Raw genomic sequence first — 25,070 nt, forward strand, 5'->3', positions numbered from 1 at the left:
CCCCCTTCTCGCCTGGCCATACGATCGCCCTGAGGCGAAGTGCGTCCGTCAGCGGCCCGAAAAGCCGTGGCGATACGTTCCATCTCTGGAGCCCGCTGACCGTACGGACCTGGCCCTATGTGGAGTGGCAGCTGTGCGGGCGGGTGCCGCGCGCCGCCTTCCGGCCGGTGCCGGAGGTCGACGGCGGGATTCTGCGGCTGGCCCCGCGGCCGCGCCCGCTGCTGACGGACGCGGACCAGCGGGCCGCCTGCGCGGGCCTCGTCGAGCTCGGCTTCTCCGGTCTCGGCTGCTCGCTCTATACGTCACTGCGCCGGGCCTGCCCCGCGCGGCGGCCGGCCGGGGCGTTCCGGCGGGCCGGGCTGGGGCAGGACGTCGTGGTGGCGTATGTGACGCCGTGGCAGTGGCCGGCCCTGGCTCAGGAGCTGAGGGGCGTGGCCGTTTCGAAGGAGTTGATGGTGCGGGTGAAGTCCCGGGTGGACAGCAGCAGCTTGTAGATGATCGCCAGCTCGAAGACGAGCAGCAGCACACCCGATACGACGGTCGTCGCCACCACCGCGTCGACGGCCGGCCCGATGATGAACACACCCATCTGGAACTCGATGCCGCTGATCAGATGGGCGCGGATGCGGTGGCGCAGCAGGAAGTTCCGGCACCGGACCCACCACGGGAAGCGGCGCCGGAACTCCTGGTGCAGATCGACGACCGCGGGGCGGCGCACCGCGGCCGTGGCCGTCGGCGGGGCGGGCTCCAGGGCGAGCGCGGGCCCTGCGGCGGCCGCGGGCGCGGGCTCCAGAGCGAGCGCGGGCCCTGCGGCGGGCGCGGGCGCGGGCTCCAGAGCGAGCGTGGCGTCCAAGGCGAGCGTGGCATCCGGGACGGGTGTGCCGTCCAGGGCCGCCACCGTGTTGGGGTCCTGCTCGATATCGGCCTCGGGGTTGTCGCGCAGCAGGTCTTCCATGAAGGCCAGCTCGACCTGGTTCTCGGCCTTGCGGGCCGCGCGCATCCGCGCCTTGATCTGCTTGCGCATGCCGTGCCGGATCTTGAAGATCTCCAGCGAGTCGATATAGCGCAGCGAGTCCAGGGAGGCGACGGCCAGCGCCAGCCAGAGATACAGGACGTCGTCCGTCCGCGCGTACTGGCCGCCCATCAGCGCGACCGCGCAGACCAGTACCCGGATCCGGTCGAAGACGAAGTCAAGCCAGGCGCCGAAGACCGAGCCGGTGCCGGTCAGCCGGGCGAGCTTGCCGTCCATGCAGTCGAAGATGAAGCTCACGTGGTAGAGCACCGCGCCGAGCAGCAGCCATTTCCAGTCGCCTTGTGCGAAGCAGGCGGCGGAGCCGAGACCCACGAGAAACGCGCCCCAGGTGAGCTGGTTGGGGGTGGCGCGGGTGTATTGCGCGGTCCAGCGGACCAGCGGTGTGGCCACCGGATCCACAAGCATGACGGTCCACCACGCGTCTCGCTTCTTCTCGGTGATCCTGCGGACCTCGGCGAGTGGCGGTATGTCTCGGGGCATGGTCAACTTCCTGGCGTTTGAAAAATGTTCACCTGAAGCTAAGAAGTTGGTAAGAGAAGAGACAAGACCGATTCAACGCAACCTTTGCCAACGGATAACCGTCCCTTAGAGGGACCGAGTCGATGGCACGGTCAGGTGGAGAGGGCCGCCCCGACCAGATCGGCCGCCTGTTTTGTCCCGCCTTCGTCCGCCATCAGCGCTTTGACCGCCGCACAGCGGGCGGCGACCTCCGGGTCGTCCGCGACCGCGAGCACCGTCGCGCGCAGCGCCTCCGCCGTCGCCTCCTCCTTGGGCAGCCGGCGGGCGAGGCCGAGCGCCCGGAGCAATCGGCGTTGCCGAACTGGTCGACGGCCTGCGGTACGGCGACCATCGGCACCCCGCGGGCCAGCCCCTCCTGACTGCCGCCCGCGCCCGCGGGGGTGATGAAGGCGTCGGCCTGCCGGAGGATGCTCAGCTGCGGCACCCAGCGGTGCACCTCGACATTGGCGGGGACGGTACCGAGGTCGGCCGGGTCGACAAGCCGGCCGATCTGCAGCACGACATGCCAGCCCGGCAGACCGCCGAACGCCTCGACGCAGGCGCGGCAGGCACGGCGGAACGGGTGGGGCACGGGGGAACGGGGCGCGGCCCGGTGGGGAGGCCCACGTCATCGTGCGGACGGCGGGCGGCGCAGTCAGCGTTTCACCTGCGGTGCCAGGTGCGAGACTTGGCCGTTGGACCGGCGCGGGAGACAGGAGGGTACGGCGTGGGGGACGTGGCGTTCACGGAGGAGCGGGCGCGGGCGGTGCTCTCCGCCGCGCTGCCGCCCTACCGGACCGGTGCCGCCGAGGCCCGGCTGCTGGCCCTCGGCGAGAACGCCGTCTTCGCCCTCGACAGCCTGTCCCTGGTGGTCCGGGTCAGCCGCGACCTCGACGTATGGCAGCGAGCGGCCCGGGAGCTGAGGGTCGCCGACTGGCTCGCGCGGGAGGGTCTGCCGGCGGTACGTCCCGACCGGCGCTTCGGCGCGGAGCAGCCGCTGCCCTTCTCCGGCCATCTCGTCACCTACTGGCAGCGGCTTCCCGAGCCCGTACGGCCCGCCGGGCCCCGCGATCTGGCCGAGCTGCTGCGGATGGTGCACGCCCTGCCGGATCCGTCCCGCGGTCTGCCGCCGCTGGAGCTGCCGCGCCGTGAGCTGCTGGGCGGGGTGGAGCGCTGGCTGCGGCTGGCCGGGGACGCGATCGACCCGGCGGACGCGGCGTATCTACGCGCCCGGCGGGACGACTTCGCGGCGGCGGTCGGCGAGGTGACACCGCGCATTGCGCCCGGTCCGATTCATGGCGACGCGCTGCCGCGCAATGTGCATATCGGCCCGGACGGCCCGGTGCTCGTCGATCTGGAGACCTTCTCCTCCGATCTGCGCGAGCACGACCTCGTCGTCATGGCCCTGACCCGGGACCGCTACGGCCTCGACCCCGCGGCGTACGACGACTTCGTGGCGGCGTACGGCTGGGATGTGCGGGAGTGGCCCGGCTGCGCGGTGCTGCGGGGCGCGCGGGAGACGGCGAGCTGCGCGTGGGTGGCCCAGCACGCGCCGGGCAACCCGGCGGCGCGGGCCGAGTTCGCCCGCCGGGTCGCCTGCCTGCGGGAGGGGGACCCGGCGGTGCGCTGGTACGCCTTCTGAGCACTGAGCGGGCTCGGCTCAGGCCGTCCACGCGGGGTCGCGGCCGCTGAGGCCGACCGCGCGGTCCAGCGGCGAAGCGTCGTCCGGCACGGTGACGGCGGGGCCGAACGCCTCCTTCGGGCGCTCCGCGTCCGGGAACGCGGACAGCCACCCGATGATGGCCTCGGCGCTGCGGGGATCGCAGTCGTAGGGCTGGCCGGTGGCGCGGGCCAGATCCCATCCATGGATCACCAACTCGTCCAGCGCCACGACCCCCATCATCTCGGCGGGCAGGGTGACGCCCCCGGCCTGCGTACTGCCCTGCCAGGCCGTCGGGTCCCGCCAGGCGGCGGCCATCGCGTCAAGCCGCGTCGTATCGAGCAGTGCTACGCCACCGTGCCGCTGTTCTTCGAACTTCGCCATGGGGGGGCGCCATCAGGGGGGAAGCGTGACGAGTCCCGTCTCATAGGCGGTGATGACGAGCTGGACCCGGTCCCGGGCGCCCAGTTTGGTGAGCAGCCGTGACACGTGCGACTTTGCCGTGGCCACCGTGATGAAGAGGTCCTCGGCGATCTCGGTGTTCGACCTGCCGCAGCCGACCAGGGTCAGTACTTCCCGTTCCCGCTCGGTGATGCCCTCGACCGGCCGTGGGGAGCGCTGCGGGGCAGCCTTTGAGCGCCCGATGAAGTCGGCGATCAGACGGCGCGTCACACCCGGCGCGATCAGTGCGTCGCCGGCGGCGACGACGCGGATCGCCGCGAGGATGTCATCCAGCGCCATATCCTTGACCACGAAGCCGCTCGCGCCTGCCCGGAGTGCTCCGTAGACGTGGTCGTCCTCGTCGAAGGTGGTCAGGACGAGGACGCGGGTCGTTGCCGGACCAGCCGTGATCAGGCGGGTGGCCTCGATCCCGTCCATGCCGGGCATCCGGATGTCCATCACCACGACGTCTGGGCTGAGGTCGCTGACGAGCCGGACCGCTTCGGAGCCTGTGGCGGCTTCACCGACGACTTCCAGGTCGGGGTGATCGGCCATGATCACGCGGAGACCGGACCGCACCAATGGCTGGTCGTCGGCGAGCACCACCCGGACGGTCATCGGGCCTCCACCGGAACTCCGATGGGTGCGGGCATCGGCAGCCGGGCCGCCACCCGGAAGCCGCCCTCAGGGCGCGGCCCGGCGCTGAGGTGGCCGCCCAGCAGACCGACCCGCTCCCGCATCCCGACGAGGCCGAAGCCGTGGGCCGAGCCGTTTTCGGTGGCGCCGCGCCCGTCGTCGACGACTTCCACGGACAGCTCCTCGTCTCCGTAGTCGATGGCCACCCGGCAATGTCCGGTGTCTGCATGGCGGACCACGTTGGTCAGCGCCTCCTGCACGATGCGGTAGGCGGACAGGTCGATGTCGGCCGGCACAGGACGCTGCTCCCCGCTGCGGCCCACATCGACGCGGACCCCCGCGCCCGCGGTGGCTGCCGCCAGCCGTTCGACGTCCGCCAGCCCCGGCGAGGGTGCGAGCGGTGACTGCTCCGAGGCGGTCGCGCCCCGGTCGGCCTGACGGAGCGACACCAGCGTGCGCCGAAGGCCCGACAAGGTCTCTCTGCTGGTGGCCTCGATGGCGCGCAGGGCCTCGCGCGCCTGTGCCGGCTGGGTCTGGATGACCCGGCTGCCCATACCGGCCTGGATGGCGACGATGCCGATGCTGTGCGCGACCATGTCGTGCAGCTCCCGTGCGATCCGCAGCCGTTCGGCGGTCACGGCCTCGGCCACCTCCTGTGCACGCAGCGCCACCGCGTGCTCGCGGCGCTCGCGATTGAGCAGACCGGCCATACAGGATGCGGCCAACGCCAGGAGGGCGATCACCTCGTTGACGGTCAGGCTGTCCCCGTGCGCGAAGACGCCGATCACCAGGAGCTGCACGGCGACAGACACGGCCACGGCGACAATCGAAGTACGCCGTGCACAGGTGGCGACGATGAAGCCCAGGACGAGGTCCACCGCCAGATACGACAGGAACTGGCCCTGGTACGACGCCGCCAGGCTCTCATGGCCGGAACTCGGAGGTCCCACGACCACAGCAGTGGATCCGAAGAGTGCCATGGCGAGAGCCAGCAGCGGCATCCGTCGCACCACGCCGGCGAGCAGGCTCACGGCCAGCAGTGCCCCGACACCGTGGACCGTGCCCGACGCCCGCGGCGCGCCCCCCACCAGCAGACCCACCACGAGGAGGTAGGAGGCGCCCCCCGCCCAGGCCACGGCCTTGGTTCTCGTCATCGGCGGCGTGCCCTCTCGGGAACACCGCGGTGCGCGACGCACGCAGGCAGCGGAGTGATCGTCATGGGGTTCACGCCGCGAGACTAACCGGCCACCGCCGGCGTGGCATCAGCCCGGGGACGTACGCCCACGGGCCAATGCGGCCGCACGATTGCCGCCCACGGCCTCACGTCCGGACGGGGGTCCGCTCGGCAGTGTGGGTGCCGTGATCGAAGTCAGCGAACTCACCAAGCGCTACGGCAGCAAGACGGCCGTCGACCATCTGTCCTTCACCGTGCGGCCGGGCCAGGTCACCGGATTCCTCGGCCCCAACGGCGCCGGCAAGTCCACCACCCTGCGGATGATCCTCGGCCTGGACGCACCCACCACCGGCGCCGCCACCGTCAGCGGCGTCCCCTTCCACCGCCACCCGCGCGGACTGCGGCACGTCGGCGCCCTCCTCGACGCCGGACAGGTCCACGGCGGACGCAGTGCCGCCGCCCACCTGTCCGCTCTGGCCCGCAGCAACGGCATCCCGCGGCGCCGGGTGGGCGAGGTACTTCAGGAGGTGGGGCTGGCCGAGGTGGCGAACCGCCGCATCGGCGGATTCTCCCTCGGCATGAAGCAGCGCCTCGGCATCGCCACCGCCCTGCTCGGCGACCCGCCCGTGCTCATGTTCGACGAGCCGATCAACGGCATGGACCCGGAGGGCGTTCTCTGGGTACGCCGGCTCTTCCGGCGCCTGGCCGCCGAAGGGCGCACGGTCTTCCTCTCCAGCCACCTGATGTCGGAGATGGAGAACACCGCCGACCACCTCGTCGTCATCGGCCGGGGCCGCCTCATCGCCGCCGAGCCGCTACGGGACTTCGCGGCCCGCAGCACCCGTAGCAGCGTCGTGGTCGGGACACCGCAGGCCGCCGAGCTGGTGGCGGCGCTGACGGCGGCGGGCGCCTCAGTCGAGCCGGAAGGCTCGCCGGGCACCGAGAAGCTCGCCGTGACCGGCCTCCCCGCGGACCGGATCGGGGCGCTCGCCCTTGAGAACGGTATCCGGCTGGACCAGCTGACCACCCGCACCGCCTCACTGGAGGCGGCCTTCATGGAACTGACCGCCGACAGCGTCGAATACCAGGCAGGACAGCCCCGATGACCACACTCACCTCCGTCTCCCCGGTCACCCCCGTCGCCGGGCCGCCCGCCCGCTTCCGCGATCTGCTCGCCTCCGAGTGGATCAAGATGCGGTCCCTGCGCTCCACGCCGTGGACAATCGCACTCACGCTCCTGTTCGTCGTCGGTTCCGCCGCCGTGGCCACACTGGCGGACAAGGCCCCGCCCTCCGGCCCCGCTGAGTTCCTGCCCTTCGACGCCTACCCGGCGGCCGGCTACTGGACGCTGATACTCGTCGCCAGCAGCATGGGCGCCCTCACCGTCGTGAGCGAGTACAGCAGCGGGCTGATCCGTACCACCACCGTGGCCGTCCCGGCCCGCGGCTCGGTCGTGCTGGCCAAGGCGGCCGTCACCGCCGTGCTGTGGACCGCGGTCGGCACGGCCGCCTCAACCGGTTCCTTCCTGGTCTCCCAGGCCATCCTGGACAGGCACCATGCCGGCGTTCCGATCACCCACCCCGGGGTGTTCCGGGCGCTGGTGGCATCCGCGTTGCTGGCTCCGGTCTGCGCCCTGGTCGGTCTGGGCCTCGGCGTTCTGCTCCGGCATGCCGCCGGGACCATGGTCACCAGCGTCTTCACCCTGCTGATGCTGCCCACCATGTTCTCGGAGAGCAACCGCTGGTCGGCGGACATCAAGCACGCGCTCGTCTCGGCCGCGTGGATTCGCCTGGTCCAGCCCTGGGAGCCGGATCCCGACTCCCTGGCCTACACCGCCACGGTCCCCGGCTCCTGGATCGTGTACACGCTCTGGCCACTGATCGCGGTCGCACTCGCCGTGCTCGTCGTGAGGCGCCGCGACGTGTGAGCGTGCCTCCAGGGCGCGCACGTCTTGCCCCGGAGGCACGCCCCGGGACAAGGCCCCGGTAGCTCGTCGCAGCGTTGATTGATCCAGGCCGTCAGCCGACGTACGGGACGACGGGCCAGGCCGACTCGACAGTCGCCTTCGGGTCAGAGGCACGTCGAAGGTACTTCTGCAGCGACGCGGCCTGCTCGGCTGCCGCCCGTACCTGAAGGTCGTGCAGATCCGCCGGGGCCAACGCTCCTATAACCGCGTGTTTGACCCCCATGGACCGCGCGGCACATGCCGCGGCTACCGCGTCCGCGACGGCGTTATGCGCGTCATCGAGCGTCACGCCGTAGTGCTCGCAGAGTGCCTGGAGATTCCGCGACCCCTTCCTGTACCGATCCACGTGCTTGTCCAGGATCAAGGGGTCGATGACAGGCGAGGTCTTTCCGCGCAACCGGTCACCGAGTGGCTTTATCCCATGTCGTCGGCACTCGCGGTCGAGGAGCGAGAGGTCGTACCGCGCGTTCATCACGACCAGCGGAGTCCCCGAGTTCAGCACCTCGGCCACAGCAGAGGTGATCTCTTCGATCGCGGGAGCCGCCTGCATCCCGTGTCCGCGGGCGTGCTCGGTGGAGATGCCGTGGATGGCCGAAGCCTGCTGCGGGATCAACACCCCGGGGTCAAGCAGCCATGTCCGGGGCTTCGGAAGCCGCCCATCCGGGTCCACGGCTACTACCGCCGAAGTGACGATCCGGTCGCTCTCGATGTCCGTTCCCGTGGTCTCCAGGTCGAAGGCCACCAAAGGCAGGCTTGTCCAGCTCATCGCAGGGCCCCGCTCATCGTTGTGGGCTGAGACATCTGAGACGTTGTTGAAGCGAGTGGATAAAACGCCGCGTTGTACGCCACCACGGGCGCGCCCGCCGGCCAGTGCGCCACCAGCGCGCCCGCTATCTCCTCGACCACCTCACGCGCGGGCCGGCCCTCCGCCACCGCCCGCTCATTGGTGATCCCGTGCACGGCCACCGCGTCGTCCGGAATGGACACCCCCGGGTCGGCCAGCCAGGTGCGCCGCCCGATCGGCTCCCCGTCCTTCACCTCGACCACGGCCGCCGTCACGATCCGCGCCGTCCGCGGATCCGTGCCCGTCGTCTCCAGATCGAATCCGATCAGCAGCTCCTGGTGCCAGCCCATGGCCGACCTCCCTTTGTCGTACTTCCCCCTGGTGTGCACCACCCTCCCACGCGCCACTGACAACGGACCCCCCGTCAGCGGTCGGGCGGGACACGGGCCGGCGCGAGACCGGCAAAGGAAACGGACATTCCACCCTCAACGGCCCGACAGAACACGGGCCGACGGGCACGCCACCGATGAGGGACCGCCAGATAAACGGACATTCCGTCGTACGCAACGGCGGGGAGCCGCACGGACCGTGCGGCTCCAGCCGGTCGCCCAGCCCGGCCGTGCCGGGCGCGTGCGGACGGCGTCGACCTGGCGCGCGCCCCGGATCGTGCCCCTGCGCGAGGGCGGGCCCGCGCGCCTGCCGTGCCGGTCCGGGCCCTCCCGGCCCGGCGAAGCCCCGCAGTACGGCCTGTCGCGCCGCGCGCATCTCGGGTTGTTGGCGGTGGGCCCTGGTTGAGGTTTCGTCTCGCGCCTTCGGCGCCTTGAGCATGGGGCAGGTGGAGGCGGGCCCGAGTCGCGTCGCCGGGCGCCGGGCCGTGGTGGCGGGGGACGGTGGCGGCTCTTGTGGTCCGGGGCTTGGGCCGATGCCGGACGGCGGGTCCCGACGCCGCGCCTCCGGACACCCCTCCAAAAAATGCTTGATATGGCGCAACTGTTTTGTCAAACGATGTCGTGGAGGGTGCCTGGTCCGCGTCCGCAGGTGTGTTCCGAAGGTCGGGTGTTGCGGTGATCGCTAGAACTCAGGCGGCTGTGAGGGGCTCTTTCCGTGCTTTCGGGTCAGCTCAGGGGAAGCTCCGCGAACAGCGGCGAGTCCGGGAAGGGCTGGTCCTCTCCGACCTTGCGGTAGCCCCAGGACTCGTACATCGCCTGCACCTTGGGGTGGGTGACGTCGACCGTGAGGACAGGGTGGGCCAACGGGTTTTTCCGGTCAGCCGGTTGCGGATCGTCCGGTCGCTCACCGTGCCCTCGTATCCCTGGGACATCAGGTGAGCATTCACCGCGTCGGCCGGCTCGGCCTACGTGGGAGGGGCGGGCTCAGGAGACCGGGCGGGAGTCCGCCCAGACGCTTTCGAACTCCTCGCGGTAGGTGCCGAAGAGCCCGCTGTCGCCCTCGTCCGGCTGCTGTCCCTCGCGCACCACCTCGCGGCCCCGGCCGCCGCCGCGCAGCACCAGGACCGGAGCCTCCATGCCGCGGGCCTTGCGGAGGTAGGACTGGATGACCGCGAGGCCGTCGGCTCCGTCGCCGTTGACCAGGTAGGCGGTGAAGCGGGGGGTCTCGTCGAAGACATGGATCTCGAAGGCGCCCGGGTCGCGCAGCGCGGCGCGCACCCGCCGCATATGGAGGATGTTCATCTCCACCGAGCGGCTCATCTCGCCCTTCTTCAGACCGAGTTCGCGCTCCCGGCGCCGCACCGCGCTGCTCGCGGGGTTGAGGAAGAGCAGTCGCGCGCGGCAGCCGGATTCGGCCAGCCGGACGAGGCGGCGGCCGGAGTAGTTCTGGACGAGGAGATTGAGCCCGATGCCGACGGCGTCGAGGCGGCGGGCGTTGCCGAAGAGGTCCTCGGCGGGGAGTTGCCGCTGGAGCCGTACCCGGTCGGGGTGGACGCCCACGACGTCCGCGTACCGGTCGCCGACGAGGTCCTCGACCGCGTCGATGGGCAGCCGGTCGGCGGAGGGGGTGCCGGTGCCGCTGCCGAGGATCTCCAGCAGCCGGGCGGAGGCGCGCTCGGCCTGGGCGAGGACCGTCTCGGACAGGGCGCGGTTGCGGGAGACGACGTTACGGGCGACCTCCAGCTCGTCCAGGGCCAGCTCCACCTCGCGCCGGTCGTCGAGATAGGGCTCGAAGCACGGCCAGTGCTGGACGAGGAGCTCGCGCAGCTGAGGCAGGGTCAGAAAGCTGAGCACATTGTCGTCGGCCGGGTCGAGGAGATAGCCCTTGCGGCGGCTCACCTCGCGTACGGCGACCGCGCGCTGCACCCACTCCTGCCCGGCGGGACCGGCCGCGGCGATGACCCAGTCGTCGCCGTGGACCGGTTCGTAGATGGGCCGCAGGACGGCGCCGACGACCGCCCGCAGCCGCTGTTCCACCAGGTTCAGCCAGATGTAGGCCCGCCCGGCCCGGCGTGCGCGCGTGCGCACCTCGCTCCAGGCGTCGGCGCCCCAGTCCAGTTCCGCTCCGATCTCCATCGGCCGCACCAGGGACACCGCGCCGGGAGGTGCGTCGGTGGAGCCGTCACCCCCGGGACCTCCGTCACCGGGGGGCAGCTCCAGCCCGCCCGAGCTCACCTGTGCACCGCCTTCCACCCCTGTCCAACGATCACCGCAGACTACTGCGCGGGCGGGGGCGGTGCGACACTCGGGATCGATCTATCGCGTCAACGTGGTTCTTGTGTATGGCCGTTGTGTCCGGACAGTGCGGGGGGCGTGAGGGGATTCATAGCGGTGACATCGCGCGGCGAGAGCTGGAAGCCCTGCCAGTGCAGCGGCATCGGTTCCTGATCCTCATCGCGGGCGATGTGGTGGAACCCGATGTTGACCCATACGACCGGGTGTTTGAGTGTCTGGCCGCCCACCCACTTGTCGACGCTCTTGCCGGCGCCCGCACCGCAGTCGCGCAGGTTGTTGCTGGCGAACTGCTCACACGTGTTGTACTCGGTGAAGTAGACGTCGTGCTTGGTGTAGCTACGCCCCTGGTACTTGGTGGTGTGGCCGGGCACGATCTCGTAGCTGCGCGGATGGCCGTCCTTGTTCTTGCCCGCGGTGCTCACCACGCGCCACCACCGCGCCGCCGCCGCGTCGCCCGCCAGCTCCTTGGTGACCTGGGTGCGGGTGGTCTTGGTCGTCGGGATCCGGCCGGCGGCCGCGGTGGTCTTGGAGTCGTACTGCTCGATCTTGCTCTTGGGCGAGCCGTCGAGGCCGAAGTTCAGCCGCCAGAAGACGTTGTGGGCGTGGCTGGTGGCGTAGTCCTTGGCGCCCTTGCCGATCGGCCAGCCGCGGCCGTCGCCCGCGTCGTAGTCCATCGGGGAGAGCGTGCCGGTGGCGCCGACCTGCATGGTCATGGTGCCGTCACCGGCGAACCGCCACTCGGTGATGTACTCGTACCAGCCGACCTGGTTGACGGTGTAGATCAGCAGATCCTTGCCCTGCAGCTGGTAGACCTTGTTCCCCTCGCCCATCCGGTAGGCATGGCCGCGGGCCCGGGTGGTCGCGCACAGACCCTTCACATTCTGCCGGCTGGGGTCCCAGGCGCCCGGCACATGGACGGTCTTGATGGTGCCGCCGGGGCATTCGGCCGGGTCCAGCTGCTGCAGCCCCTGGGCGAAGTCCTGTCCGGTGAGATCGTCGTACTCATTGCTGCCGTCGTCGTACGGAACATGGATCTGGCCGAGCTTGGCCGAGGTCAGCACCTGGATCGGGGCGGACTCGCCCTTCGGCTGGTACGAGACGTTGTCGAGCACGAGCCCGGCCTTGCTCTCGTAGTGCCAGCACATCCGCCAGGTGGTGCCGCCGTCCAGCTTCTGTTCGACCTTGTACGCGGCCGAGCAGTCCGCCGCGGCCGCCGGGGCCTTCGCCGGGGCCTTCGGGGCGGCCTGGGCGGCGCCGACCGGCCCGGCGGCGATCGCCACGGTACTGAGGAGCGCCGAGGCGCCGATGGCTGCCGCGATCCGGGCACGGGCGCGGCGGAGCCTTCTTTCAGGCATGGGTGGACTCCTGTGTGAACGTATGGGTGTGCGATCAGTGGAGGTACCGCTGTTCGGGCGAGTGAGCCGAAGGGGCGCGCCCCTGTCGTAATGGGAGAGCGCGCGGAGGCCCTGAGGAACGAGGGGCCGAGCACGGTCGACGTCGACAGGGTCCCCCCGGCCGAAGGCAGGGGGAGGCTTGAGCGCCCCGGAGGCGAACCGAGCCCCCAAAAAAGGGAGCCTCAGTTCAGCTTGGCCACGGAGCGGGCGCTCAGGTCGATCACCATCTGCCGGGTGTCGATCCAGGGCCCGTTGACCACCCGGGTGAACAGCCGCACACAGCGGTGCTTGCCGCAGTCCTTGAGCGACGCCGGGCCGGGGTTGTCCACGCCGGCGCGGTGGACGAAGCCGGTGACGGTCAGCTGGCCGGGGTTGGTCAGCGCCTTGCCGGTGGCGTCCTTGAAGTCCTTCTTCAGCCCGTCGCCCAGCTTGTCGGCGAGCAGCAGCCGGGTGGCCTCCACGACCTCGTCGTGGTTGGGCGGCGGCTGGACACCGTGCTGGGTGTCGGTGCTCGCCACCTTGCCCGTGCCGAGATCGACCGTCTTGGTGACGTAGGTGTCGTCCTTGTAGTCGTAGTACGTCACCTCGGCGCGGCGCGGCGGATCGGCGGCGCCCACATCGGCCGGTTCGAGCTCCGTGAGGTCGGTGGAGAGCCGCTCGGGGCCCTTGTCGCCCTTGACGTCCTCGCTGCTGTCGCGGAAGCCGCGGGTGACCGCGAGGGTCTGGGCGCGCTTCACCTCGTCGTCGGTGAGCGGATCGCGGCCTGTGCCCTTCTTCCCCTGGGCGGGCGCGTCCTCGACCACCCCGGGCAGCTGCTTGGCCGCCTGGCCCTGCTCGGCCGCGGAACCCTGCGGTCCGCCGCCCGTGCTCTCCTTGCCGGAGGCGCTGTCCGGGAGCGTCACCCCGATCATGATCGCGGTGGCGGTGACCGCCACCGCCGCTCCGGCCACCACTTTGCCCAGGTGGCGGTGGATTATCTTTCGCACATCCTCCCCCAATCCCCCCTGTCGTCACATCAGCCCGCATAGCGTGATATCGCGTATGCGGAGGTCACCCGGTAGGACGAACCGAGGTGGCCGTAGGTTGCCTGCCATTTGAGGAAGTTCCGTCGAAACTGCGGCTGACCGCCCCCAGTTGGGAAAGGATGCGTCGTCGGTCCGGTTCCGTCCGGTGCCTGGGGTGCTCGCGGCCCCCGGAGAAGAAGTGGAAGAGTCGACGTATGCAGGTCTGGCCGGGACAGGCTTACCCCCTTGGCGCCACCTACGACGGCGCCGGAACCAACTTCGCGGTGTTCTCCGAGGCCGCCGTCCGTATCGAGCTGTGCCTTCTGCACGACGACGGCTCGGAGACGGCGGTCGAGCTGCGGGAGACCGACGCGTTCGTGCGCCACGCCTATCTGCCAGGCATCATGCCGGGGCAGCGCTACGGCTTCCGGGCCCACGGCCCCTACGAACCGGAGGCCGGACACCGCTGCAATTCCGCCAAGCTGCTGCTGGACCCGTACGCGAAGGCGATCAGCGGGCGGATCGACTGGGGCGAGGAGGTCTACGGCTACCACTTCTACCGGCCCGACAAGCGCAATGACCTGGACTCGGCCCCGCACACGATGGCGTCGGTCGTGGTCAATCCGTACTTCGACTGGGGCGACGACCGGCCACCGCGCACCGACTACCACCGCACGGTCATCTACGAGAGCCACGTCAAGGGCCTGACGATGCGCCATCCCGGCCTTCCGGAGGAGTTGCGCGGGACGTACGCGGCGCTCGCCCATCCGGCGATCATCGAACATCTGACGGAGCTGGGCGTGACCACGCTGGAGCTGATGCCCGTGCATCAGTTCGTCCATGACCACCGGCTGGTCGACGCGGGGCTGGCCAACTACTGGGGTTACAACACCATCGGCTTCTTCGCCCCGCACAACGCCTACGCCTCGTGGGGCGACCGGGGACAGCAGGTCCTGGAGTTCAAATCGGCCGTCCGGGCGCTGCACCAGGCGGGCATCGAGGTCATCCTGGACGTCGTCTACAACCACACCGCCGAGGGCAACCATCTGGGGCCGACGCTCTCCTTCCGGGGGCTGGACAACGCCTCGTACTACCGGCTGGCCGAAGACCGGCGCTATTACATGGACACCACCGGCACCGGGAACTCGCTGCTGATGCGCAGCCCGCATGTGCTTCAGCTGATCATGGACTCGCTGCGTTACTGGGTGACCGAGATGCGGGTGGACGGCTTCCGCTTCGATCTGGCGGCGACGCTGGCCCGCCAGTTCCACGAGGTGGACCGGCTGTCCTCGTTCTTCGACCTGGTCCAGCAGGACCCCGTGGTCAGCCAGGTGAAGCTGATCGCCGAGCCGTGGGACGTCGGCGAGGGCGGCTATCAGGTCGGCAATTTCCCGCCGCTGTGGACCGAGTGGAACGGAAAGTTCCGGGACACCGTGCGCGATCTGTGGCGTGGTGAGCCGCGCACGCTGGCCGAGTTCGCGTCCCGGCTGACCGGCTCCTCGGACCTGTACCAGGGCGACGGGCGCCGTCCGCTGGCCTCGGTCAACTTCGTCACCTGCCACGACGGCTTCACCCTGCGCGACCTGGTCTCGTACGGCGAGAAGCGCAACGAGGCCAACGGGGAGGACAACCAGGACGGCGAGAGCTACAACCGCTCCTGGAACTGCGGCGCCGAGGGCGAGACCGACGATCCGGCGGTGCGGGCGCTGCGCGAGCGCCAGATGCGCAACTTCATCGCGACCCTGATGCTCTCCCAGGGCGTGCCGATGCTCTCCCACGGCGACGAGTTCGCGCGCACGCAGGGCGGCAACAACAACGCCTACTGCCAGGACAGCGAGCTGTCCTGGGTGAGGTGGCCCCACCCGGTGAAGAAGGGGCAGGACGGCAACGAGGAGGACAAGGCCGCCCTGGAGCTGCTGCGCTTCACCCGCTCGCTGGTGTGGCTCCGCCGCGACCACCCGGTCTTCCGGCGCCGCCGCTTCTTCCACGGGCGGCCGGTGGAGGGCACCCACGACGAGCTGTCCGACATCGCCTGGTTCACCCACGAGGGCGAGGAGATGCGGCCGCGCGACTGGCAGGCGGCGCACGCCAAGTCCCTGGCCGTCTTCCTCAACGGCAGCGCGCTCTCCGAGCCCGGGGTGCGCGGCGAACGGATCAGCGATGACTCCTTTCTGCTGCTGTTCAACGCCCACCATGAGCCCCTGGACTTCACCGTGCCGGTCGACCACGGCAAGCAGTGGCAGGTCATCGTGGACACGGCGGTGCCGGAGGGCGTGGAGCCGGGCAGCGGCGCGAAGGTGGCGGCGGGCGACCGGCTGACCCTGGTGGACCGCAGCCTGATGGTGCTTCAGCGGCCCGCCTAAGCCGTATCCGGGCTCGCGTAAGCCGTATCGAGAGGGCGCGTAAGCCGTATGGGGGGCGCGGATCGCACCCGTACGGGGGCGCGGGCCTCTCGTGAGGGGCGCCTTGTGGGTACATACGTTTATATGACGCCTGACCCCACCGCGCCCCTCCCCGCCGCCCCGACCGCCACCTACCGGCTCCAGTTACAGCCCGCCTTCCCCTTCGAGGCGGCGCGCCGAGCCGTCCCCTATCTGGCCTCGCTCGGCGTCTCCCATCTGCATCTGTCCCCCGTGCTGGAGGCGGTGCCCGGCTCCACCCACGGCTACGACGTGGTCGACCACTCGGCCGTACGCGCCGAACTGGGCGGCGAGGAGGGGCTGCGGGCGCTCGCCCGTACGGCGCACGAGCACGGCCTCGGCCTGATCGCCGACATCGTCCCGAACCATATGGCCGCGCCCGCCCCGGAGCGGCTCAACAAGCCGCTGTGGGGGGTGCTGCGGGAGGGGCCCGACTCGCCCTACGCCCGGTGGTTCGACATCGACTGGTCGGAGCACGGCGGCAAGGTGCTGCTGCCGGTGCTCGGCGGGCCGCTCGGCGACGAGTGGGAGCGGCTGCGGGCCGTGGACGGGACGCTGTCCTACTACGATCACGCGTTCCCGCTGCGGCCCGGGACGGAGGCGCTGCCGTTGCCCGAACTGCTGGACGCCCAGTGGTACCGGCTCGGCTGGTGGCGGCTGGCCCGCACCGAGCTCAACTACCGGCGCTTCTTCACCATCTCCGAGCTGATCGCGGTGCGGGTCGAGGACCCCGAGGTCTTCGCCGCCACCCACGCCACGCTGCTGGAGCTGGTGCGCGACCGGGTGATCGACGGGCTGCGGGTGGACCACCCGGACGGCCTCGCCGACCCAGGGGGCTATCTGCGGCGGCTGGACCGCGCGGTCAGGGCGGCGGAGGACGGGGGAAGGGCGGCGGAGGACGGGGGCGCAAGCGGGGGCCGGGGCGGCCGGTGGACCGTCGTCGAGAAGATCCTCGCCCGCGACGAGCCGCTGCCCGCGCGCTGGCCCGTCGCCGGGACCACCGGCTACGACGCGCTGCACCATATCGACGGCCTCTTCGTCGACCCGGACGGGCTGGAGAAGCTGACCGCGCTCTACCGGGGCTTCGCCGCTCCCCCGGCCGACCTGGGCGGCGACTGGGCCGCCACGGTGCGCCGCGCCGCCCAAGAGGTGGTCAGGCACGAGCTGGCCGCCGAGGTGGCGCGGCTGGTGCGCACCGCCTCCCGCATCTGCGCCGCCGGCCCCCGGCTGCGCGACCACGCGCCCTGGGCGCTGCGCACCGCGATCCGCGAACTGCTGGTGCGGCTGCCGGTCTACCGGCCGTACGCCTCCCCCGACGCCCCGGCGAGCCCGGCGGACGCCGACCTGCTTGCCCTCGCCGCGGGGGATGCCCGGACGGTCTTCACGGTCCGCGAGGAGGCGCGGGTGGTGGACACGGTGCGGGACGCGGCGCTCGGCAGACTGGGCGACGGGCCGGACCACCGCGACTTCTGCGCGCGCTTCGCGCAGACCGCCGCCGCGCTGCGTGCCAAGTCGGTCGAGGACACCGCCTTCTACCGCTACGCACCGCTGCTCTCGGCCGCGGAGGTCGGCGGCGACCCCGGGCGGCCGGCCGTCTCCCCCGCCGACTTCCACGCCTTCGCCGCCCGGCTGCTGCGCGACTGGCCCGCCACCGGCACCGTGCTGTCCACGCATGACACCAAGCGCAGCGCGGACGTAAGGGCGCGGATCGCGGCGCTCACCGAATGCCCGGGGTGGTGGGGGCGGCTGCTGGAGGAGCTGACGTCGGCGGGCCCGACCGTGCCCGACCCGCACACGGCGTGGACGGCATGGCAGACCGCGCTCGGGCTGGGCCTCGCGGACACCGGGCGGCTGGTGCCCGCGGTGCTGAAGGCCGTGCGGGAGGCGGGGCTGCACACCACATGGACGGAGCGGAACACGCCGTACGAGGAGGCGGTGGCCGCCTTCCTCAAGGCGGACGGGGGGCCGGGCGGCCCCGGCGCGTCGGTGTGGGCGGCGATCGGCGCCGAACTCGACGCCCCGGCACGGGCCAACGCGCTGGGTGCGGCCCTGGTGCAGCTGACCATGCCGGGCGTTCCCGACCTTTATATGGGCACGGAGCACGCCTATACGGCCCTCGTCGACCCGGACAACCGCCGTCCGCCCGAGCTGCGCCCGGAGGTGCTCGCGGAGCTGGACGCGGGGCGGGAGGCGGTGGGGCTCTCCGCCGAGAAGCTGATGCTCACAGCGGCGGCGCTACGGCTGCGGCGTGAGCATCCGGGGTGGTTCGGGGCGGGGAGCGCGTATGTGCCGCTGGCCGCCGAGGGGCCGACGGCGGCGCACTGTGTGGCCTTCGTACGGACGGCCGGGGACCGTGGGAGCGGCAAGGGCGGTGGGGAGGGCGGCGGCGGTGAGGGGGGCGCGGCCGTCACCGTCGTCACCCGGCTGTCGCGGCGGCTGGCGGAGGAGGGTGGCTGGGGCGCCACCCGGCTGCCACTGCCCCCGGGCCGCTGGCGAGATCTGCTGACCGGGCGGACGGCCGAGGGGGCGTACCCGCTCGGCGGCCTCCTGGACCGGCTCCCCGTGGCACTGCTGACCCGGAGCTGACGGCCGGTCGACTGGACGGTGCCGTCCGGGCAGCGGGTCGACAGCGTCTGGAACGGCAAGCTGACCGCCACCGGCTCATCGGCGCCGGTCACCAACGCCGACGGGAACGGCTCACTGGCGGCCGGGGCGTCGACGACCTTCGGCTGTACGGCGAGCGGCGGTTCCCCGGACGCGGCGGCAGCGCCGATCCGCATGGTGCACTAGTCTGCGTCTCGCAGTGATCCACAGAGGTGCACCGACCCGCTCAGTGACCTGTCAGGTGCACCTCATCCTTGCCGGTCTGCCGCCCCTTCCCCCCTCGCGGGCGGCAGACCGGCCCTGCCGAGCAGCTCGACGAAGGCCGCCGCCACGCCGGAGAGCTCCACCCGGGAGCGCAGGGCGTCCTCACCTCTGATCGGGTCTCCGATCCGACCGGGAACGCATCATCTTCCCGGAAGGATCCCCATGACCGGTCTGGTCATCCGCGCGCTCACCGAGAGCGACGCGTCGTTGTTCCACACCCTGCACGACCCCGCGCTCGATATCCCATCACGCAGGAGCGCAGTGACCTGATCTGACCGGTCTCGTCCTGCTGCGCGCCCGGCACCGCGTCCCGCAGCATGGTCGGGAGCCTTAAGGCGACCGGTCGATATGAGGAGACGCCAGTGCTGTTCGAGGTGTGGGCGCCGCACGCCGGGCGGGTCGGGCTCCATGTGCAGGGCCGTACGCGGCCCATGGAGCGCGACCCCGCCCGGCGGGGGTGGTGGCGGGCCGAGGCCGAGGCCGGGCACGGGACGCGCTACGGCTTCGCGCTCGACGACGGCCCGCCGCTCCCCGATCCGCGCTCCCGCCGCCAGCCGGACGGCCCGGAGGGCCTGAGCGCGGTCCTCGACCACTCCCGCTTCCCCTGGGAGCGGGAGTGGTTCGGGCGGCCGCTGCCGGGCGCGGTGCTGTACGAGCTGCACATCGGCACCTTCACCCATGAGGGCACCTTCGACGCGGCCGTCGAACGGCTGCCGTATCTGGCCGAGTTGGGCATCACGCATGTGGAGCTGATGCCGGTCTGCCCGTTCCCCGGGACGCATGGCTGGGGGTACGACGGCGTCGCGCCCTGGGCCGTGCACGAGCCCTACGGCGGGCCCGAGGGCCTGGCGCGCTTCGTGGACGCCGCGCACGGGCACGGCCTCGGCGTCGTCCTCGACGTGGTCCACAACCATCTGGGCCCCTCCGGCAACCATCTCCCGGCCTTCGGCCCGTACTTCACCGAGACCCATCACACCCCCTGGGGCGCCGCGGTCAACCTGGACGCCCCCGGCTCGGACGAGGTCCGCGCGTACTTCATCGGCAGCGCGCTCGCCTGGCTGCGCGACTACCGGCTCGACGGGCTGCGCCTGGACGCGGTGCACGCGCTGCGCGACACCCGGGCGCGGCACTTCCTCACCGAGCTGTCCGCGGCCGTGGAGGGGCTGGCCGCCCGGACCGGCCGTCCGCTCTTCCTCATCGGCGAGTCGGATCTGAACGACCCGCGCACCACCACCCCGCGCGAGGCGGGCGGCCATGGTCTGCACGCGCAGTGGAACGACGACTTCCATCACGCCCTGCACACCTTCCTCACCGGTGAGCGGCAGGGCTACTACGCCGACTTCGCCGCCGAGGGGCCCGGAGCCCTCGTCAAGACGCTGATGGGCGGCTTCTTCCACGACGGCATCCACTCGGGCTTCCGCGGCCGTCGGCACGGCAGCCCGCTGAACACCCACACCACCCCCGCGTACCGGCTTCTCGGCTATGCCCAGACGCACGATCAGATCGGCAATCGCGCGGTCGGCGACCGGCTCTCCGGCAGCCTCTCCCCCGGGCTGCTGGCCTGCGCGGCGACCGTAGTACTGTGCTCGCCTTTCACCCCCATGCTCTTCATGGGCGAGGAGTGGGGCGCGCGTACGCCCTGGCAGTACTTCGCCGACCACCGGGATCCGGAGCTGGCCGAGGCGGTACGAAACGGCCGCCGACGCGAGTTCGCCGCTCACGGCTGGGCGGAGGGCGACATTCCCGACCCCCAGGACCCGGCCACCCGGCTGCGGTCCTGTCTCGACTGGACGGAGCCGGAGCGGGAGCCGCACCGGGCGCTGCTCGCCTGGCACCGCCGGCTGATCGCGCTGCGCCGCGCCGAAGCGGCGCTCACCGACCCCGCCTGGTCCTATACGGGTCTCTCCTCCGGTTCGGACGGCTGCTTCAGCTTCCAGCGCGGTCCGCTCCGCGTGATCGTCAACCCGGGCGACCGGCCGGCCGACGCCTCGCTCGGCCCCCGGTCCGGCGAGATCACCGAGGTGGTCGCCGCCTGGCGCCGGGTCGACCTCCCGGGCGCGGACGGCAGGCTACGGCTGCCGCCCGAGACCGCTGCCGTACTGCGCTGCGGCGGCGGTCCGGGCTGACCCGGGCCGCGCCGCCTACGCTCGGCCCTCCTCGGGGGCCAGCCGCAGCGAGATGGAGTTGATGCAGTACCGCTGGTCGGTCGGGGTCGGATAGCCCTCACCCGCGAAGACATGCCCCAGATGGGAGCCGCAGCGGGCGCACCGCACCTCGGTGCGGACCATGCCGAGCGAGCGGTCCTCGATCAGCTCGACGGCCGACGAGTCGGCCGGGTCGTAGAAGGACGGCCACCCAGAGCACCTACCGCGAGATCTCCTCGGTCTCCGACTTCGGCACCTTCCAGGGCCGCCGCGCCGGCATCCGCACCCCCGACGAGAACGGCAAGCCCACCCCGGCCGCCACCGTCAACGGCTCCGGCCTGCCCATCGGCCGCACCCTGGCCGCCGTACTCGAACAGCACCAGCAGGCCGACGGCTCGGTCCTGCTGCCCGAACCCCTCGTCAAGTACCTCGGCTTCGCCGGATCAAGGCGGACGGAACGCCCTCGGAGGCATAGGCGAGAACTGGGACGAGATCTATCGCACGCTCAGGCCCAGCTGACCCACGGCCGCCGACCCGACGCCGAACACCCTTGCACCCCGGAGAACCGGCTATGGGACGCAAGGGTGTTCGGTCCCCGCGATCCACTTGCCGGCGATGCCGAGGCAGACCTCATGGACGGGAACCCGGCGCTTGGGGCACGCATGGGCGAACAGTGTGCTCTCAGCCGGGCAGACAGCCACGAACGTGACCGCTCCGGCGTCAGCATGCCCCATGGAGCGGCGGCCTCGGCCTCCCTGGCCGACTCACACGAGCAGGAGCCCCGTAACGCCACTCAAGCTGCCCTGATCCCTACGCACAGCACCCGCCGAAGGCCTTACGCCGCGGAGCCCGACCACATGTGGGGGACCTTGTTCGACAAGGTCTCGGCCTTGTCGCAACGCGAGTTCGAAGTGTTCTGGCTGCTGGCCGAGGGTGCTTCGAACCGTTCGATCCCGACATTCCTGAAAGTCACCGAACGGACGGTGAAGGCCCACGTGGCACAGGTGCTGGCCAAGCTCGACGTGGAGTCGCGCCTGCAGGCGGGGATCGTCGCCTTCGCCTGGGCGGTGCACATCAGCAACCGCACCTCACCCGTGCTCCCCTCGCCGCCCTGCTCCCCGCCTCTCGTGCACTCCCACGGACGCGGCTGATCCGGCGGATTCCCGCCGCCGTCCGTGCCCCGGACGGCCACCGGACGCGCTCAGGAGACACCCGCCAGCCGCAGCAGGGCCGTGCAGGCGGCGGCCGCCAGGACCACCACGACGAACGGCACCTTGCGCCAGGCGAGGAGGCATCCCACCAGCACTCCGGCCGGGCGGGCCGGCCCCGCCCACTGATGAGCCTCGAACAGCGCGGTGGTGGCGACCAGTGCGGTGAGTAGCACCACCGCGGAGCGCTCCATGAGCTTCTCCACCGCGGGCGGGACCTCGACCCTGGAGCGCAGCGCCGGGCCCGCCAGACGGAACGCGTACGTTCCGACGGCCAGCACGAGCATCGCCCCGACCAGCAACGGAGTGTTCGTCATCGCGCGCCTTCGTCCTCTCGTACCCCCTCGGTCGCCAGGACGACGCCGGCCAACGCCAGCAGGACGGGCAGCCCGACCGGCAGGAACGGTGTCGCGACCAGAGCGAGTGCGGCACCGGCAAGGGCCGCGGTCCGGGTCTTCCGGTCGCGCAGGGCCGGCAGGATCAGCGCCAGGATGACCGCCGGGAACATGGCGTCCAGGCCGAGGGCATCCGTGTCCTTGATCACCGAACCGGCCATGCCGCCCAGGAGGGCGCCGAGCGGCCAGCACACCAGGATGCCGAGTCCGCACAGCCGGTACGCGGCACGCTTGGCGGGCAGGTCCTTCTGCGCCAGGGCGAAGACAACGGTCTCGTCATTCATCAGGTGCGTGCTGAGGAACCGGCGCCAGCCGCGGCCGATCACCTCCGGAATCGCCAGCCCGAAGGGCAGGTGCCGGGCGTTGACGAGCAGCCCCGCCAGCACGGCCGCGATCGGACTGCCGCCCGCGGCGATGATCCCGATGAACAGGAACTCCGAGGACGCCGCGACGACGAGTACTCCCAGCAGGACCGGCACCCACAGAGGGAATCCCGATGCCACCGCGATCGCGCCGTAGGACAGGCCGATGACACCGACCGCCAGACACACCAATGCCACGTCACGCAGCATTTCGCGCTCTAGAGTTCTCCATATCGAACGCATGGAGTTCATGATGAACGCCCTAAAGGTCGTTCGTCAAGACGAACAGTCAACTGCTGGAGCGAACGACCGATGACAACACCCCCGCCGACAGCCGACTCCACGAAGCCCCCGCTGAAGGCCATCGCCGCCGCTCTACGCCGGGAACGCAGCCGCGCCGGTCTGAGCCTCAGCGAGGTCGCGCAGCGGGCGGGGATCGCCAAATCCACTCTCTCCCAACTGGAGTCGGGCTCGGGAAACCCCAGCCTGGAGACTCTCTGGGCGCTGTGCGTTGCGCTGGACACGCCGTTCTCCCGGTTGGTCGAACCCCGTCAGCCCCGGGTCCACGTGATCAGGGCCGGAGAAGGTGCCGCCGTCTCCTCCGCCCAGGCCGACTACCACGCCGTCCTGCTGTCGGCCTGCCCGCCCGGCGCGCGACGCGACATCTACCGCGTCACCGCCGAGCCGGGGCACCAGCGCACGTCGGATCCGCACATGCCGGGAGTCGTGGAGCACGTGGTGCTGGGCACCGGCCGGGCGCTGGTGGGGCCGGCCGACGACGCCGTGGAACTGGGCCCCGGTGACGCCATCACCTACCCGGCCGATCTGCCCCACGTGTTCCGCGCACTGGAGCCGGGCACCTGGGCCGTGCTGGTCAGCGAGCACGTGTAGGGGCCCGGAGGGGGTCAGTGCCCCATCCCCATGCCGCCGTCCACGGGGACGACGGCACCGGTGATGTACGAGGCATCGTCCGACGTCAGGAACCGTATCGTCGCCGCGATCTCGCTGAGGCGATCCTCGGCCCCCTGGGCGACCATGCGGCAGTCCGTGAGGCCGGACGCGCCGAGCGTACCGCTCTGGTGGGACTGGCTGGAGACACACCCTGTCCTCACCGGACAGCCCGCACTCGCACCATGGGCAGCGCAGTTGCGCCGCACCGGGCTGCTCCAAGGCTCCGTCGTTGCCACCCGACGCTTCCTGGACGACACCCTGACCGTCCTCGCGGCCCTCCCTGCCGAGGGGCTGCCGCTACCGGTGTTCGCGGCGCGGCTGCTCGCCGGCGACGCGCACGCACTCGACGACGGCACCCGCCTCTCCACCGCGGTTCTGCGCGCCCTGGCCGCACTGCAGGACACCGACCCCCCGGCCTCGGCAGCGGACCGGCGCGCCCTGTGGGCCCTCGCGGGAATTGCCGACGACGCCCTCTCCGCCACCGTTCTGACCGCCGGACTACGCCCCGAGGGCACCGGAGCCGTGGCCCGCGCCCTGACCGCACTCACCGACGCCGGGCACGCGGCGCACATCGCCCTGGCCCAGCTCCGCGACCCGGGCGAACTGCTGCTGGCACCGGGTCCCGTCCACATCACGGAGAACCCGAGCATCGTCGCGCTCGCCGTAGGCCGCTTCGGCCCCTCCTGCCCGCCCCTGGTCTGCACCGCGGGCTGGCCGAACAGCGCGGCCGTCCTCCTGCTGCGCCGGCTTGCCTCCACCGGTGCCACCCTGCGCTATCACGGTGACTTCGACGGCGAGGGGCTGCGCATCGCCGCGTACGTCCGTGCCACCACCGGGGCCGGTCTCTGGCGCATGTCCACCACCGACTACCTCTCGGCGCATACGGCTGCCCCGACCGGTCCGCCGCCAGGACGCGTCACCGACGCCCCCTGGGACGCGGAGCTCGCCACCGTCCTACGCAAGAGCGGGGTCGCGATCCTGAAGGAGCAGATGGCGGACGCGCTCCTGGAGGATCTGGCCGACCTCAGCCCTGACCGTCCCCGTCCGGCGTGAGCCGCAGCGAGATGGAGTTGATGCAGTACCGCTGGTCGGTCGGGGTCGGATAGCCCTCACCCGCGAAGACATGCCCCAGATGGGAGCCGCAGCGGGCGCACCGCACCTCGGTGCGGACCATGCCGAGCGAGCGGTCCTCGATCAGCTCGACGGCCGACGAGTCCGCCGGGTCGTAGAAGCTCGGCCACCCGCAGTGGCTCTCGAACTTCGTGTCGGAGCGGAAGAGTTCCGCCCCGCACGCCCGGCAGGAGTAGACGCCGGTCGTCTTGGTGTCGGTGTACTCACCGGTGAAGGCGCGCTCGGTGCCGGCCTCCCGCAGGACGTGGTACTCCTGCGGGCTCAGCTCCGCGCGCCACTGCTCCTCCGGCTTGTCGATGTCGTACGCCATGGACGGA

The 25,070-nt window shown here is 71.4% G+C and carries 21 protein-coding genes and 7 pseudogenes; 12 read left to right on the forward strand and 16 right to left on the reverse strand.

From position 1 onward, the window contains the following. Positions 1-119 precede the first annotated feature (119 nt). Entirely contained in the window at positions 120-494 is a 375-nt protein-coding gene (locus ABZS71_RS02915; protein ID WP_355854637.1) for an rRNA adenine N-6-methyltransferase family protein, read from the forward strand. Here ABZS71_RS02915 and ABZS71_RS02920 read toward each other — a convergent pair. Together ABZS71_RS02920 and ABZS71_RS02925 are read right to left on the reverse strand one after the other, a co-directional pair. Further along, entirely contained in the window at positions 416-1,513 is a 1,098-nt protein-coding gene (locus ABZS71_RS02920) for a CDP-alcohol phosphatidyltransferase family protein (RefSeq protein ID WP_356207023.1), read from the reverse strand. The genes ABZS71_RS02915 and ABZS71_RS02920 overlap by 79 nt on opposite strands. A 131-nt stretch (positions 1,514-1,644) precedes the next feature. Continuing rightward, positions 1,645-2,090 (reverse strand): annotated as a pseudogene (locus ABZS71_RS02925) (nucleotide disphospho-sugar-binding domain-containing protein); the annotation flags it as partial. 168 nt (positions 2,091-2,258) lie between these two features. Here ABZS71_RS02925 and ABZS71_RS02930 point away from each other — a divergent pair. Beyond that, complete coding sequence (locus ABZS71_RS02930; protein WP_356207025.1) at positions 2,259-3,173, forward strand: aminoglycoside phosphotransferase family protein; 915 nt, start codon at positions 2,259-2,261, stop codon at positions 3,171-3,173. An 18-nt stretch (positions 3,174-3,191) separates the two neighbouring features. On the opposite strand, the pseudogene ABZS71_RS02935 reads toward ABZS71_RS02930, so the two are convergent. From ABZS71_RS02935 to ABZS71_RS02945, 3 genes and pseudogenes are all read right to left on the reverse strand, one after another. Further along, positions 3,192-3,518 (reverse strand): annotated as a pseudogene (locus tag ABZS71_RS02935) (TIGR03086 family metal-binding protein); the annotation flags it as partial. Between the two features lie 69 nt (positions 3,519-3,587). Next, positions 3,588-4,250, reverse strand: a complete 663-nt coding sequence (locus ABZS71_RS02940) for a response regulator transcription factor (protein WP_356207028.1) — start codon at positions 4,248-4,250, stop codon at positions 3,588-3,590. Continuing rightward, positions 4,247-5,422 carry a sensor histidine kinase gene (locus ABZS71_RS02945; protein WP_355852367.1) on the reverse strand — a complete coding sequence of 392 codons (1,176 nt, stop codon included), beginning with the start codon at positions 5,420-5,422 and terminating at the stop codon, positions 4,247-4,249. The genes ABZS71_RS02940 and ABZS71_RS02945 overlap by 4 nt, the downstream gene beginning before the upstream one ends. Positions 5,423-5,627: 205 nt before the next feature. On the opposite strand from ABZS71_RS02945, the gene ABZS71_RS02950 reads away from it, so the two are divergent. Together ABZS71_RS02950 and ABZS71_RS02955 are read left to right on the forward strand one after the other, a co-directional pair. Next, entirely contained in the window at positions 5,628-6,548 is a 921-nt protein-coding gene (locus ABZS71_RS02950) for an ATP-binding cassette domain-containing protein (protein WP_355852364.1), read from the forward strand. Then, a complete protein-coding gene (locus ABZS71_RS02955; RefSeq protein ID WP_356207031.1) occupies positions 6,545-7,369 on the forward strand; it encodes an ABC transporter permease in 825 nt (274 codons plus the stop codon). The genes ABZS71_RS02950 and ABZS71_RS02955 overlap by 4 nt, the downstream gene beginning before the upstream one ends. A gap of 91 nt (positions 7,370-7,460) precedes the next feature. Here the strand turns inward: ABZS71_RS02955 and ABZS71_RS02960 are convergent, their stop codons facing one another. From ABZS71_RS02960 to ABZS71_RS02985, 6 genes and pseudogenes are all read right to left on the reverse strand, one after another. Continuing rightward, entirely contained in the window at positions 7,461-8,174 is a 714-nt protein-coding gene (locus ABZS71_RS02960) for a 3'-5' exonuclease (RefSeq protein WP_355852358.1), read from the reverse strand. A 32-nt stretch (positions 8,175-8,206) separates the two neighbouring features. Then, positions 8,207-8,542, reverse strand: a pseudogene (locus ABZS71_RS02965) (exonuclease domain-containing protein); the annotation flags it as partial. Between the two features lie 765 nt (positions 8,543-9,307). Continuing rightward, positions 9,308-9,445 (reverse strand): annotated as a pseudogene (locus ABZS71_RS02970) (GNAT family N-acetyltransferase); the annotation flags it as partial. Between the two features lie 120 nt (positions 9,446-9,565). Then, entirely contained in the window at positions 9,566-10,816 is a 1,251-nt protein-coding gene (locus ABZS71_RS02975; RefSeq protein ID WP_356207034.1) for an SAV2148 family HEPN domain-containing protein, read from the reverse strand. 89 nt (positions 10,817-10,905) lie between these two features. Continuing rightward, positions 10,906-12,231, reverse strand: a complete 1,326-nt coding sequence (locus ABZS71_RS02980; RefSeq protein WP_356207037.1) for a copper amine oxidase — start codon at positions 12,229-12,231, stop codon at positions 10,906-10,908. A 221-nt stretch (positions 12,232-12,452) separates the two neighbouring features. Beyond that, entirely contained in the window at positions 12,453-13,256 is an 804-nt protein-coding gene (locus ABZS71_RS02985; RefSeq protein WP_356207040.1) for a Tat pathway signal sequence domain protein, read from the reverse strand. Positions 13,257-13,489: 233 nt separating this feature from the next. On the opposite strand from ABZS71_RS02985, the gene glgX reads away from it, so the two are divergent. The 4 genes from glgX (at position 13,490) to treZ (ending at position 20,688) form a co-directional block, all read left to right on the forward strand. After that, entirely contained in the window at positions 13,490-15,637 is a 2,148-nt protein-coding gene (gene glgX, locus ABZS71_RS02990) for a glycogen debranching protein GlgX (RefSeq protein ID WP_356207043.1), read from the forward strand. 123 nt (positions 15,638-15,760) lie between these two features. Further along, positions 15,761-18,280, forward strand: coding sequence for a malto-oligosyltrehalose synthase (gene treY, locus ABZS71_RS02995; protein ID WP_356207047.1), 2,520 nt, complete (start codon positions 15,761-15,763; stop codon positions 18,278-18,280). Between the two features lie 18 nt (positions 18,281-18,298). Further along, positions 18,299-18,484 carry a cellulose binding domain-containing protein gene (locus ABZS71_RS03000; RefSeq protein ID WP_356207050.1) on the forward strand — a complete coding sequence of 62 codons (186 nt, stop codon included), beginning with the start codon at positions 18,299-18,301 and terminating at the stop codon, positions 18,482-18,484. A gap of 440 nt (positions 18,485-18,924) precedes the next feature. Continuing rightward, positions 18,925-20,688 carry a malto-oligosyltrehalose trehalohydrolase gene (gene treZ / locus ABZS71_RS03005; RefSeq protein WP_356207053.1) on the forward strand — a complete coding sequence of 588 codons (1,764 nt, stop codon included), beginning with the start codon at positions 18,925-18,927 and terminating at the stop codon, positions 20,686-20,688. 15 nt (positions 20,689-20,703) lie between these two features. Here treZ and ABZS71_RS03010 read toward each other — a convergent pair. Further along, positions 20,704-20,919, reverse strand: a pseudogene (locus ABZS71_RS03010) (peptide-methionine (R)-S-oxide reductase); the annotation flags it as partial. Here ABZS71_RS03010 and ABZS71_RS03015 point away from each other — a divergent pair. Continuing rightward, positions 20,916-21,181, forward strand: a pseudogene (locus ABZS71_RS03015) (serine--tRNA ligase); the annotation flags it as partial. The pseudogenes ABZS71_RS03010 and ABZS71_RS03015 sit on opposite strands and share 4 nt — an antisense overlap. A 394-nt stretch (positions 21,182-21,575) precedes the next feature. Then, positions 21,576-21,857 (forward strand): helix-turn-helix transcriptional regulator, encoded by a 282-nt coding sequence (locus ABZS71_RS03020; RefSeq protein WP_356207055.1) that lies wholly within the window; start codon positions 21,576-21,578, stop codon positions 21,855-21,857. 50 nt (positions 21,858-21,907) lie between these two features. Here ABZS71_RS03020 and ABZS71_RS03025 read toward each other — a convergent pair whose 3' ends face one another. Together ABZS71_RS03025 and ABZS71_RS03030 are read right to left on the reverse strand one after the other, a co-directional pair. Beyond that, positions 21,908-22,231, reverse strand: coding sequence for an AzlD domain-containing protein (locus tag ABZS71_RS03025; protein WP_356207057.1), 324 nt, complete (start codon positions 22,229-22,231; stop codon positions 21,908-21,910). After that, positions 22,228-22,881 (reverse strand): AzlC family ABC transporter permease, encoded by a 654-nt coding sequence (locus ABZS71_RS03030; RefSeq protein ID WP_356207060.1) that lies wholly within the window; start codon positions 22,879-22,881, stop codon positions 22,228-22,230. The genes ABZS71_RS03025 and ABZS71_RS03030 overlap by 4 nt, the downstream gene beginning before the upstream one ends. A 102-nt stretch (positions 22,882-22,983) precedes the next feature. Between ABZS71_RS03030 and ABZS71_RS03035 the strand changes: the two genes are divergently transcribed. Then, positions 22,984-23,562 (forward strand): XRE family transcriptional regulator, encoded by a 579-nt coding sequence (locus tag ABZS71_RS03035; protein WP_355852325.1) that lies wholly within the window; start codon positions 22,984-22,986, stop codon positions 23,560-23,562. 14 nt (positions 23,563-23,576) lie between these two features. On the opposite strand, the pseudogene ABZS71_RS03040 reads toward ABZS71_RS03035, so the two are convergent. Then, positions 23,577-23,675, reverse strand: a pseudogene (locus tag ABZS71_RS03040) (SDR family oxidoreductase); the annotation flags it as partial. A gap of 31 nt (positions 23,676-23,706) precedes the next feature. On the opposite strand from ABZS71_RS03040, the gene ABZS71_RS03045 reads away from it, so the two are divergent. Continuing rightward, positions 23,707-24,675 carry a TIGR02679 family protein gene (locus ABZS71_RS03045; RefSeq protein ID WP_356207063.1) on the forward strand — a complete coding sequence of 323 codons (969 nt, stop codon included), beginning with the start codon at positions 23,707-23,709 and terminating at the stop codon, positions 24,673-24,675. Here the strand turns inward: ABZS71_RS03045 and msrB are convergent. After that, entirely contained in the window at positions 24,647-25,063 is a 417-nt protein-coding gene (gene msrB / locus ABZS71_RS03050) for a peptide-methionine (R)-S-oxide reductase MsrB (RefSeq protein WP_355852322.1), read from the reverse strand. The two genes, ABZS71_RS03045 and msrB, sit on opposite strands and share 29 nt — an antisense overlap. Between the last annotated feature and the right edge of the window lie 7 nt (positions 25,064-25,070).

This window comes from Streptomyces sp. NPDC005393, assembly GCF_040606675.1.
Taxonomy (GTDB): domain Bacteria; phylum Actinomycetota; class Actinomycetes; order Streptomycetales; family Streptomycetaceae; genus Streptomyces.